This is a genomic window from Microbacterium sp. USHLN272, from assembly GCF_037149655.1.
Classification (GTDB): domain Bacteria; phylum Actinomycetota; class Actinomycetes; order Actinomycetales; family Microbacteriaceae; genus Microbacterium; species Microbacterium galbinum.
In genome coordinates this window covers 500,892-511,940 of record NZ_JBBCRA010000001.1, presented here as the reverse complement: position 1 = coordinate 511,940, position 11,049 = coordinate 500,892, and the positions used below count along the sequence as shown (strand labels likewise).

Annotated in this window: 13 protein-coding genes; 7 read left to right on the top strand and 6 right to left on the bottom strand. The window is 67.5% G+C overall.

Annotated elements, in window-relative coordinates:
* Positions 1-7: 7 nt before the first annotated feature.
* Positions 8-1,531 carry an apolipoprotein N-acyltransferase gene (gene lnt / locus WFJ97_RS02570; RefSeq protein ID WP_336640371.1) on the top strand — a complete coding sequence of 508 codons (1,524 nt, stop codon included), beginning with the start codon at positions 8-10 and terminating at the stop codon, positions 1,529-1,531.
* Here the strand turns inward: lnt and WFJ97_RS02565 are convergent.
* The 4 genes from WFJ97_RS02565 to WFJ97_RS02550 form a co-directional block, all read right to left on the bottom strand.
* Complete coding sequence (locus WFJ97_RS02565) at positions 1,528-1,911, bottom strand: RNA polymerase-binding protein RbpA (RefSeq protein ID WP_247622493.1); 384 nt, start codon at positions 1,909-1,911, stop codon at positions 1,528-1,530. The two genes, lnt and WFJ97_RS02565, sit on opposite strands and share 4 nt — an antisense overlap.
* Positions 1,912-2,016: 105 nt before the next feature.
* Positions 2,017-2,793: a glycerophosphodiester phosphodiesterase family protein gene (locus WFJ97_RS02560; RefSeq protein ID WP_247632227.1), complete on the bottom strand. Its 777-nt coding sequence runs from the start codon at positions 2,791-2,793 to the stop codon at positions 2,017-2,019.
* Complete coding sequence (locus WFJ97_RS02555) at positions 2,790-3,716, bottom strand: SPFH domain-containing protein (protein WP_336640370.1); 927 nt, start codon at positions 3,714-3,716, stop codon at positions 2,790-2,792. The genes WFJ97_RS02560 and WFJ97_RS02555 overlap by 4 nt, the downstream gene beginning before the upstream one ends.
* Before the next feature lie 8 nt (positions 3,717-3,724).
* A complete protein-coding gene (locus WFJ97_RS02550; protein ID WP_247622490.1) occupies positions 3,725-4,198 on the bottom strand; it encodes an NfeD family protein in 474 nt (157 codons plus the stop codon).
* Between the two features lie 120 nt (positions 4,199-4,318).
* On the opposite strand from WFJ97_RS02550, the gene WFJ97_RS02545 reads away from it, so the two are divergent.
* Entirely contained in the window at positions 4,319-5,083 is a 765-nt protein-coding gene (locus WFJ97_RS02545) for an SDR family oxidoreductase (RefSeq protein ID WP_336640369.1), read from the top strand.
* Between the two features lie 64 nt (positions 5,084-5,147).
* On the opposite strand, the gene WFJ97_RS02540 is transcribed toward WFJ97_RS02545, so the two are convergent.
* Positions 5,148-5,744 carry an HdeD family acid-resistance protein gene (locus tag WFJ97_RS02540; RefSeq protein ID WP_247622488.1) on the bottom strand — a complete coding sequence of 199 codons (597 nt, stop codon included), beginning with the start codon at positions 5,742-5,744 and terminating at the stop codon, positions 5,148-5,150.
* Between the two features lie 177 nt (positions 5,745-5,921).
* On the opposite strand from WFJ97_RS02540, the gene WFJ97_RS02535 reads away from it, so the two are divergent.
* From WFJ97_RS02535 to WFJ97_RS02525, 3 genes are read left to right on the top strand one after another with little or no spacing between them, the layout of a single operon-like run.
* On the top strand, positions 5,922-6,320 hold the full coding sequence (locus WFJ97_RS02535) for a helix-turn-helix transcriptional regulator (RefSeq protein WP_247957604.1): 399 nt from the start codon (positions 5,922-5,924) through the stop codon (positions 6,318-6,320).
* Positions 6,321-6,325: 5 nt separating this feature from the next.
* Positions 6,326-6,736, top strand: coding sequence for a VOC family protein (locus WFJ97_RS02530; protein WP_247956155.1), 411 nt, complete (start codon positions 6,326-6,328; stop codon positions 6,734-6,736).
* Positions 6,737-6,765: 29 nt separating this feature from the next.
* Positions 6,766-9,123: an excinuclease ABC subunit UvrA gene (locus WFJ97_RS02525; protein WP_336640368.1), complete on the top strand. Its 2,358-nt coding sequence runs from the start codon at positions 6,766-6,768 to the stop codon at positions 9,121-9,123.
* A gap of 24 nt (positions 9,124-9,147) precedes the next feature.
* Here the strand turns inward: WFJ97_RS02525 and WFJ97_RS02520 are convergent, their stop codons facing one another.
* The gene (locus tag WFJ97_RS02520) at positions 9,148-9,996 is read right to left on the bottom strand and encodes a class I SAM-dependent methyltransferase (protein WP_336640367.1); all 849 of its coding nucleotides are present in this window, start codon (positions 9,994-9,996) and stop codon (positions 9,148-9,150) included.
* A 170-nt stretch (positions 9,997-10,166) separates the two neighbouring features.
* On the opposite strand from WFJ97_RS02520, the gene WFJ97_RS02515 reads away from it, so the two are divergent.
* Both WFJ97_RS02515 and WFJ97_RS02510 read left to right on the top strand, forming a co-directional pair.
* Positions 10,167-10,349 carry a hypothetical protein gene (locus WFJ97_RS02515; protein ID WP_336640366.1) on the top strand — a complete coding sequence of 61 codons (183 nt, stop codon included), beginning with the start codon at positions 10,167-10,169 and terminating at the stop codon, positions 10,347-10,349.
* A 148-nt stretch (positions 10,350-10,497) separates the two neighbouring features.
* Positions 10,498-10,974, top strand: a complete 477-nt coding sequence (locus WFJ97_RS02510) for a hypothetical protein (RefSeq protein ID WP_336640365.1) — start codon at positions 10,498-10,500, stop codon at positions 10,972-10,974.
* The last annotated feature ends 75 nt before the right edge of the window (positions 10,975-11,049 follow it).

Sequence of the window (11,049 nt, the reverse complement as noted above, 5' to 3'; positions counted from 1 at the left end):
GGTGAACATGGCTGAACGCACGATTCGACCGCGCCCGCTCCTGCCGTTGTGGGCGGCGTCGATCGCGGCCGCCGCCGCGGCGCTGCTCATGAATCTCGCCTACCCGGCGGCCCCGATCTGGGTTCTCGCGTTCCCGGCGACCGCGCTGCTGCTGCTGGCGTTGATCGGCCGCCGCGCGGGCGGAGCGCTGCTGGTCGGCCTGGTCTACGGCATCCTGTTCTTCGCTCTTCTGGTGTCGTGGACCTCGAGGTATCTGGGCCCGGTGCCCTGGGCTGCTCTCAGCGTCCTCGAGGGCGGCCTGACGGCTCTCGCCCTCATCCTGATCGCCCTCGCCTACCGGTGGATCCCTCGCGCGCTTCCCGGCGCCTGGGGGCGGATGCTGGTGCTCCCGGTCGTCGTCGCGGCCCTCTGGGTCGGCCGGGAGGTCTTCGTCGGCTCCTGGCCCTATGGCGGCTTCCCGTGGGCACGGATCGGGATGAGCCAGGCCGAGAGCCCGCTCGCTCCGGTGTCGTCGTGGCTCGGCGTCGGCGGTCTCGGGTTCCTGATGGTTCTCGTCGTGGCGATGCTGATCGAAGCGGTGCGGCTGAGGCTGTGGCGGCGCCCGATGCCGCTGCTCGTGCCCGCAGCACTCGCGGTCGTGCTGCTCGCGACGCCGCAGTTCCCGACCGCTCCCGCGGGTGAGATGCGCATCGCCGCCGTGCAGGGAAACGGTCCGACCGGTTATTTCGACGAGCGCACGCCCTTCGCCGTGGTCCGCGCGCAGATTGAAGCCACCGAGCCCCTCTACGGCGAAGACGTCGACCTCCTCGTCTGGCCGGAGGGCAGCCTCGACACCGACCCCTTCCAGAACGAGACGCTCGCGCGTCAGCTGACGCTGGTCTCGACCCGGATCGACGCGCCGGTGCTCGCGAACGCCGCGACCGCCCGCAACGACCTCTACTGGAACACGTCGATGCTGTGGACGGATGCCGGGGGAGCAGAGCAGATCCACGACAAACGGCATCCGGTGCCCTTCGGCGAGTACGTTCCCGATCGCGACTTCTACTACGCCCTGGCCCCCGATCTGATCGGCCTCATCGGCCGCGAGTACACCCCGGGGATCAACCCGCCGCTCATGGACATCGACGGCGCCCTCATCGGTCTCGCGATCTGCTTCGACGTCATCTACGACGACGTCATTCACGAGAGCGTGACGGGCGGCGCCGAGGTCCTCGTGTTCCAGACCAACAACGCGGACTTCCGGGGGACCGCCGAGAATCTGCAGCAACTCGCGTTCGCGCGGATGCGGGCGATCGAGACCGGGCGGAGCGTCGTCAACGTCTCGACGGTGGGTACGAGCCAGATCATCCGCCCGGACGGGTCGACGATCACGAGCCTGGACGCAGATGAGGCCGGGGCGATGCTCGAAGATGTCGAGCTCCGCTCCGGCCTCACGGCAGGTGTGGTGCTGGGTCCCTGGCTGCAGCAGATCCTGCTCTGGGGCGGGCTGGGCGCGCTCGCCCTCGGGTGGTGGCGCGCTCGTCGGGCTTAGGCCCCGATCTTCTCCCGCGTCGGGTCTTCACCGGCCCCGCGGCGCGCGCGGATGAAGGCGAGGCGCTCCTCGAGCAGTTCTTCGAGCTCGGCGCGCGTGCGGCGCTCCAGCAGCATGTCCCAGTGGGTGCGGGCGGCCTTCTCATCGGTCGCCTCGAGCGTCACGGCCTGGCCGTCGACGTTGAGTCGGGCGTCGGCACCGCAGGAGCGGCATTCCCAGGTCTGGGGCGGCTCGGCGTCGGCCGCGAACATCAGGTTCGTGACGTGGCCGCATGTGTCACAGGTATAGGTGGTCTCACGGCGCTCCATGAAAACGACGCCCTCTTCGCTCTGTAGGCTCTGGGCGCCGAGTCGGATGCCGCGCAGGCTGCGATCTGCCATTGTGTGGTCCTCTCGTCGCTGTCAGGTATAACGCTCCAGCCTGTGCGCTTCATCCACGTCCCTGGAAACTCGGCGTTATTCACAGCGGAATCCCAGCGCGGGAGGTTATGAGGGCGACAGCGTGTCGAGGGCGAGATCGGCGCGATCCGAGACGATCCCATCGACGCCGAGGGCGATGAGTCGGTTCATCTCCGCGGCATCGTTCACGGTCCACACGTGCACCTCGACGCCCCGAGCATGCGCGGCGCGGAGCAGCGCGGGAGTGAGCACGGTCAGCGGCCCCTGCCGCTCGGGGATTTGCAGGGCGTCGATGTCGCGGAGCACCCGTGCGGGGGAGAGGCGCAGGACGGACAGCGCGCGCACCGTCGCGATGGTTCGGCTTCCCCCCGATGTCGCGGGGCGAAGCGCGGCGCCCGCGCGGAGGACGGCGGCGACGGTCGCGCGCCGGTGGGCATCGGAAAAGCTCGTCACGAGGGTCCGATGCGTGTGATCGGCGAGGATCGGCCCGAGGGGCTCCGCCGCGGCGGCGGTCTTCACGTCGATGTTGAAGCGCACGGTCGGGAACAGGTCGAGGGCCTCGGCGACCGTGAGGAGGCCGCCGTGATCGGCGAAGAGACGGACGAGGTCGCGGGTGCGCACCTCCCGGACTGCTCGGCGGTCGCCGGTCAACCGCTCGAGGGTCGCGTCGTGGAAGAGCACCACGTCGCCGTCGGCCGTTACCTGGCAGTCGGTCTCGACGTACTCCACCCCGGCGGCGTGCGCAGCGGCGAAGGCTGCGGCGGTGTTCTCCCAGACGCCCGAGTCCTCGCCCGCCGCGGTCACGAGACCACGGTGGGCGAGGACTCGGGGATGCCGTGCCTTCGCGAAGTACGGGTGCGTCACACGCCCGGCGGGGGAGTCTGTGCCTGACCGGGCTTCGGCGTGAACGCACTGCCGATGCCCTTGAGAGCTTCCGTGAGTTCGCTCGGGATGATCCACAGCTTGTTGGACTGACCTTCGCTGATCTTCGGCAGCATCTGCAGGTACTGGTAGGCGAGCAGCTTGTCGTCGGGGGCGCCCTGGTGGATCGCCGTGAAGACGTTCTGAATGGCCTCCGCCTCACCCTGCGCACGCAGGACCGCGGCCTGCTTGTCGCCCTCCGCGCGGAGGATCTCGGCCTGACGTGCACCTTCGGCCTCGAGGATCGCGGACTGCTTCGTTCCCTCAGCGGTGAGGATCGCGGCGCGACGGTCACGCTCGGCGCGCATCTGCTTCTCCATCGAGTCCTGGATCGAGATGGGCGGATCGATCGCCTTCAGCTCGACGCGGCCCACGCGGATGCCCCACTTGCCGGTCGCCTCGTCGAGGACGACGCGCAGCTGACCGTTGATGTTGTCGCGGCTCGTGAGCGCCTCTTCGAGGTTGAGTCCACCGACGACGTTACGGAGTGTCGTGGTCGTGAGCTGCTCGACGGCGCCGAGGTAGTTCGCGATCTCGTAGGTCGCGGCACGGGCATCCGTCACCTGGAAGTAGACGACGGTGTCGATGGAGACGACCAGGTTGTCCTCGGTGATGACGGGCTGGGGCGGGAACGAGACGACCTGCTCGCGCATGTCGATCAGGGGGCGCAGTCGGTCGATGAACGGCACCAGGATGTTCAGACCGGGGGTGAGGGTCTTGTGATAACGGCCGAGCCGTTCCACGACCCCGGCCGTGGCCTGCGGGATGATGCGGATGGAACGCGCGACGGTCACCACCACGAAGATGATGACCGCGATCGCGAGGATCCAGAGGATCGCGGTGGGGATGAACGAGGCGTCGTTCACGGAGTCTCCTAGTCGTTGACGGGACGGACGATGGCGGTGGCGCCGTTGATCGCCGTCACGGCGATCGGCGATCCCTGGGGGATCGGTACGGGCGTGGCGGAGCGAGCGGTCCAGGTGTCGCCGTTGCTGAGCTTGACCTGTCCGGAGATCTGCGTGATGTCGTGGAGCGCGGTTCCACGGAGGTCGAGGAGAGCATCGACGTTCGACTTGGTCGGATCCTCGCCGCGCCGCAGCCGTCGGAGAAGCGGCGGTCGCAGGAAGAGGATGAACAGTGCCGCGGCTGCCGCGGCGACGATCACCTGGGCCCAGACCGGGATGCCGACCAGATCGGTGAGCAGTCCGATGGCGCTGCCGAAGCTGAGCATCAGGAACGTGAAATCGAGCGTGAGCATCTCGATCACGAGGAACGCGGCGATCAGGACCAGCCAGCCGATCCAGGCCCATTGGTCGATGAACTGTACGAAAGTCGAGACGGTGTCCATGCGGCCTCCTTCGCGGTCAACCTATCACGGGGCCCGACGCCGTATCGGGCGGCGCGGGGCGCTCTTGATAGTCTGAGTTGCCGCGTCATCGCGGCGTTTCACGCACCATGAGGAGTCACCGTGACCGCTGTTCTTCCCGCAGGATCTCTCGACGGCAAGGTCGCCCTTGTCACCGGCTCGTCGCGGGGGATCGGCGCCGACACCGTGCGCTACCTGGCGGAGGCCGGGGCGGATGTCGTCATCAACTTCCGCAACAAGGCCCCGCGCGCCGAGAAGCTCGCCGGTGAGCTGCGCGAGCTCGGACGCCGCGCGCTCGTCGTCGGTGCCGACCTGACCGACCCCGCGTCGGTCGCGGCGATGTTCGACGCCGTCACCAACGAATACGGTCGTCTCGACGTGCTCGTGCTGAACGCCTCCGGCGGCATGGAATCCGGCATGGCCGAGGACTACGCCCTCACGCTCAACCGCGACGCACAGCTCAACGTGCTCCGCGCAGCCGAACCGCTCCTGGGCGAGGGCGCGCGCGTGGTCTTCGTGACGAGCCACCAGGCGCACTTCATCCGCACCACCCCGACCATGCCCGAGTACGAGCCGGTCGCTCTGTCGAAGCGCGCCGGCGAGGATGCGCTGCGCGAGCTCATTCCCGGCCTCGCCGAGAAGGGCATCGGCTTCACGGTCGTCTCCGGCGACATGATCGAGGGCACGATCACGGCGACGCTGCTCGAGCGTGCGAACCCCGGAGCGATCGCCGAGCGCCGCGAGTCCGCGGGCAAGCTCTACAACGTCTCGGAGTTCGCGGCCGAGGTCGCTCAGGCGGCCGTCGATCCCGTCCCCGCCGACAACACCCGCCTCGTCGGCGACGTGAGCGCGTTCGTCGCCGAGTAGCACCCGCACGCGAATCGGCCCCGTGCTCCACCTCGGAGCACGGGGCCGATCTGCAGTGCGGATGTCAGTGCGCGGCGTCCTCCTGGACGGCGGCCGTGAACTCCTTGGCGTCCTTTCCGAGCGTGATGGCCCGGACGATCTGCACGATGCCGAGCGCGACGAGCGAGATGCCGAGGATCAGCCAGAAAGCGAACCCCGCCACGAGCGGCGAGAACAGCACGATGATTCCGGCCACGATGCTGAGGAGCGCGTAGAGGAGGGTCCACACGCGCGATCCGTCCTGACCGAGCAGGCTCAGGGCCACCACGCCGTCGACGATCCAGCTGATGCCGATGAAGATGACGACGACGAAGGCGAGAGCAGCCGCGGCCGCGCCGAGGTTCGCGAAGGCGATGATGCCGGCGACGATGTAGAGCAGGCCGAGGAGGATGTGCCCGACGCGCGACCAGCCGCCGCGGGCGCCCGAGAAGATGCCGAGGCCGATGTAGACGAGACCCGCGACGACGAGGTAGGCGGCGAAGATCGCGGTGACGACGACAGCGGACTTCACGGGCCAGACCAGCAGCACGATGCCGGCGATGAGGGCGAGGACGCCCGAGACGGCGAGCGTGATGCGGATCGACTTGAACAGCGATTTCGCTTCGGAGAGTGGTGCGGACATGGGGGACCCTTTCTGAGAGAATCCTGTGTGGATGACCTCAGAGTAGCGCCGTCCATCCTCGCCGTGGGGCTCATATCGCGGGGGACGTCGCGCAGGGTCATGCGCCGATGCGGGGCGTCATGGCAGGATCGACACGTGACTCCCGACGTGGATGCTCGCCTGCGCGAGCTGGTGTCGATGCGTAAGGTGCGGGACCGCATCGACCGCGACTATGCGAAGCCTCTCGACGTGGAGGCTCTCGCTGCCGGGGTGCACCTGTCTGCCGGACATCTCAGCCGCCGGTTCCGGGAGACCTACGGCGAATCTCCGTACTCGTATCTCATGACGCGCCGGATCGAGCGGGCGATGGCTCTGCTCCGACGCGGGGACCGTTCGGTCACTGAGGTGTGCTTCGAAGTCGGCTGCTCGTCGCTGGGCACGTTCAGCAGTCGTTTCACGGAGCTGGTGGGTGTCCCACCCAGCGTGTACCGTGAACGCGCCGCCCACGTCGACGGGATCCCCGTCTTCCAGGCCAAGCAGGTCACCCGGCCGATCAGGAATCGAGAAGCGCCGCCACGCGACGCCCACCTAGCGTGAACACCATGAAGATCAGCATCCACTACGCCTTCCTCCCGCACACCGACGCCGACGCGGCTCTCGCCTTCTATCGCGACGCCCTCGGCTTCGAGGTGCGCAACGACGTCGGATACGACGGCATGCGCTGGCTCACCGTCGGTCCCGAGAACCAGCCCGAGACCTCGATCGTGCTCCACCCGCCGGCGACCGACCCGGGTCTGACCGACGACGAGCGCCGCACGGTGCTCGAGCTCATCGCGAAGGGCAGCTACGGGGCGCTCACGCTCGCCAGCGACGACCTCGACGCCCTCTTCGAGCGGCTCGTCGAGAGCGGCGCCGACGTCGTGCAGGAGCCGATGGATCAGCCGTACGGCGTGCGCGACTGCGCCTTCCGCGACCCCGCGGGCAACCTGCTCCGTATCAACCAAGCCGGCTGAGAGATCAGCCTCGTCTCCGAAGGATGCCGATGACCACCGTCGACCACCCCGCTGACAGCCACGACCTCATCCGCGTTCAGGGTGCACGTGAGAACAACCTCAAGGACGTCAGCGTCGACATCCCGAAAAGACGGCTGAGCGTCTTCACCGGCGTTTCGGGATCGGGCAAGAGCTCGCTCGTCTTCGACACCATCGCCGCGGAGTCCCGCCGGATGATCGACGAAACCTACAGTGCCTTCGTCCAGGGGTTCATGCCCTCGGTTCCGCGGCCGGACGTCGATGTGCTCGAGGGTCTGACGACGGCGATCATCGTCGATCAGGAGCGCCTGGGGGCGAACCCGCGATCGACGGTGGGCACCGTGACCGATGCGAACGCGATGCTGCGCATCCTCTTCAGCAAGCTCGGCACCCCCTACATCGGCGGACCGACCGCCTTCTCCTTCAACATCCCCACGCAGCGCGCGAGCGGGGTGATGACCGGCCCCGGCGGCGAGAAGAAGATCGTGAAGGACGCGATCTACCTCGGTGGCATGTGCCCGCGGTGCGAGGGCAGGGGAGCGGTGTCCGACCTCGACCTCGCGCAGATCGTCGACGAGTCCAAGTCCCTCGACGAGGGCGCCATCATGGTGCCGGGGTACACGGCGGACGGCTGGATGGTGAAGGGGTTCTCGCAGTCCGGGTTCTATCCCGGTGACAAGCCCGTCGCCCAGTTCTCCGAGAAGCAGCGCCAGCTGTTCCTCTACGGAGAGGTGACGAAGGTCAAGATCGCCGGGATCAACATGACCTACGAGGGACTGATCCCGAAGATCACCAAGTCGATGCTGTCGAAGGACCTCGATGCCCTGCAGCCGCACGTCCGTGCGTTCGTCGAGAGGGTCGCCACCTTCGCGGTGTGCCCGGAATGCGATGGGACCCGTCTGACGGAGGGGGCGCGGTCGTCGAAGATCGACGGCATCAGCATCGCGGATGCCTGCCGCATGCAGGTCACGGATCTCGCTGGATGGGTGCGCGGGCTCGACCTCCAGGGCGCGGGACCGCTGCTCGAAGCCCTGAGCGCGAACCTCGACGCCTTCGTCACCCTCGGGCTCGGGTATCTGAGTCTGGAGCGCCCGTCGGGCACGCTGTCCGGGGGAGAGGCGCAGCGCATCAAGATGCTCCGCCACCTCGGCTCGTCGCTGACCGACGTGACCTACGTGTTCGACGAGCCGACGATCGGCCTGCATCCGCACGACATCCAGCGGATGAACGGCCTGCTCCTCAAACTGCGCGACAAGGGCAACACTGTGCTCGTGGTCGAGCACAAGCCCGAGACGATCGTGATCGCCGACCACGTCGTCGATCTCGGCCCGGGCGCGGGCAGCGCCGGCGGCGAGATCTGCTTCCAGGGCACGGTCGAGGGGCTCAAGAGCAGCGGGACGCGTACGGGGGAGCACCTCGACGACCGCGCCGTGCTCAAGGACGCGGTGCGCGCGGCGGACGGGGCGATCGAGGTGCGCGGTGCGACCGCGAACAACCTCCAGAACGTGGACGTCGATATCCCCACGGGCATCCTGACGGTCGTCACGGGTGTCGCCGGCTCCGGGAAGAGTTCGCTGATCCACGGCTCCGTCTCGAAACTCGATGGAGTCGTGGCGATCGACCAGGGTGCGATCAAGGGTTCGCGTCGGAGCAATCCCGCCACCTACACCGGGCTGCTCGAGCCGATCCGCAAGGCGTTCGCGAAGGCCAACGGCGTCAAGCCGGCGCTGTTCAGCGCGAACTCCGAAGGGGCGTGCCCGACCTGCAAGGGCGCCGGTGTCATCATCACCGAGCTCGGCTTCATGGACACGATCGAGACACCGTGCGAGGACTGCGGAGGAAAGCGCTTCCAGGCCGCGGTTCTCGAGTACAAACTGGCGGGCAAGGACATCACCGAGGTGCTCGACCTGCCGGTGTCCGAAGCGCGGGTGTTCTTCTCGGAGGGTGACGCCAAGATCCCCGCGGTGACGGCGATCCTCGGCCGGCTGGACGACGTCGGTCTCGGGTATCTCTCGCTCGGACAGCCGCTCTCGACCCTGTCCGGCGGTGAGCGTCAGCGCATCAAGCTGGCGATCCAGATGGGGGAGAAGGGCGACGTCTACGTGCTCGACGAGCCGACGACCGGTCTCCACCTCGCTGATGTGCAGAAGATCCTCGGGCTTCTCGACCGTCTCGTCGAGTCGGGCAAGACCGTGATCGTGATCGAGCACCACCAGGCGGTGATGGCGCACGCGGACTGGATCCTCGACATCGGTCCCGGCGCCGGGCACGACGGCGGCCGTGTCGTGTTCGAAGGCACGCCCGCGGATCTCGTGGCAGAACGCTCGACGCTCACCGGCGAACACCTCGCGGCCTACGTCGGAGCCTGATCGCCGACGAGCGGAACCGATATATCAGTCCCGTCGAGCGATGATCGTGTAGGTGCAGGGGAGCAGATCGCGCTGGGCTTCCGGCCACGCGTATCCTCCGGGCACCTCCACCATCCGCGGGCTGAATCGCCAGGGGAGTGTGCGGCCTTCATCGACGTGCACGATGCGCAGGCCCGCACCGAGAAGGGCGCCCAGGATCTCGGCGAGCGAGTGCGGCCACTCGTAGGTGCGCGTGTGCGATACGGTGCCGTCGCCCGCGTAGGTGCTCGCGTCGTCCCAGACCTGCGCCGTCCCGTCGCCGAAATACCGATAGCGCGCGGTGAGCGTCTCCGCATCCTCGTCGAGTGCGTACAGCGCAGGATGCCCGTCGCGGATGAAGAACGTCCCGCCGGGGCGCAACAGCTCCTGGATCTGCTGGGCCCAACGGTCCAGATCGGAGAGCCAGCAGATCGTCCCGATGCTCGTGTAGACGACATCGAAGTCACCGGAGACCGCGGCCCTGGCGTCGAGCACGTCGGTTTCGACCCACTCGGCGTCGACGCCGTGCTCCTCGGCGAAGGCTCGTGCCGTCTGCAGGGCCGGCGCCGAGAAATCGACGCCGGTGACTCGTCGCGCACCGGCGCGCGCCAACGAAACGGTGTCGGTGCCGATGTGGCACTGCAGGTGGCACACGTCGAGTCCGACGATGGATCGTGCGGGCAGGAAACGTTCGAGCACCGGGACGTCGTGGCGGACGACATCGCTGAGGTGCTCGGGGTCATCGAACGACTCGCGCTCGTACGACACCGCGTGCAGCGGCACGCGGTCGTCCCAGTTCTCACGATTGGCATCGCGCGCCGCCGACCAGTCGACCTCCACGTGTTCGCCGTTCATGGGGACCAGCCTAGCGAAGCGGATTCCGTTATAACCGATAATGCACATTATGTCAGATTGTGTGAGAATCACCTCGCCCGACAGATTCCGTCCCCGACCCCGTCAAAGATACGGGGGTGTCATCAATGCCTCCCGGATTCCCCATGCACCCGGAGGCATTGATGACACCCATGGACCCATATGCACTCGGACAGCTCGTCGTGATCGTCACCATCGTTGCGCTCATCGTGTGGTTGATCGTTCGCGCCGTCATCAAGGTCGTGAGATTCAACGTGATCAAGAAGAAGAGCGGCGCAGAAGCTGCCCAGGAGTTCTGGGACGCGAAGAAGAAACCCCGCAACTCACGTCGCTGAGAACCGCCATCCGAGGGTCCTGCTCACTCGTCCGCCATGGGGACTTCTCCCCTGGTTACTAAAGGGCGCACGTCGTCGGCGTGTGGTTGACTGGCTCGCGGTTCACATTCGTATGCCGATTCATCGGCTCACTCCACGGGGGAAGAAAATGAAACGTCAGATCGCAGCCTGGACCATCGCCGTCGTCGCGGTCCTCGGAATCGCCGGATGCTCCAGCACGCCGAGTACCGATTCCGACAGCTCGACATCGAGCGAGAGCTCCGCCCCCGCCGAGCAGACCACGGATCAGTCCGTCGCCGACGCCTGCGCATCCGTGGGCAGCCAGATCTCGGGCGTCGCGACCGAGTTGTCCTCGCTCGATATGAGCGCGGCGATGTCCGACCCCGAGGGAACCGTGGCCACGTTCACCGAGACCGTCGACGCGATCGGTGCCGCTGCGGAGTCCGTCTCCAACCAGGAGGTCAAGGATGCCGTGACCGCGGTGCACGAGGACTTCACGTCGCTGCGCGATCTTCTCAAGCGGGTCCTGGTCGATCAGGACACGTCCGCCGCCGCGGAGGCGTCGACGCTCACGACCGACATCCAGGAGTCGACTCAGGCGTTCTCGGCGCTCTGCGCCGGCTGAGCACCCAGATCCTCGGGGCCCGGCGAGCGATTGCGCGCCGGGCCCCGTCGTCTGCGTCGAGGCCGCGGTGACGCG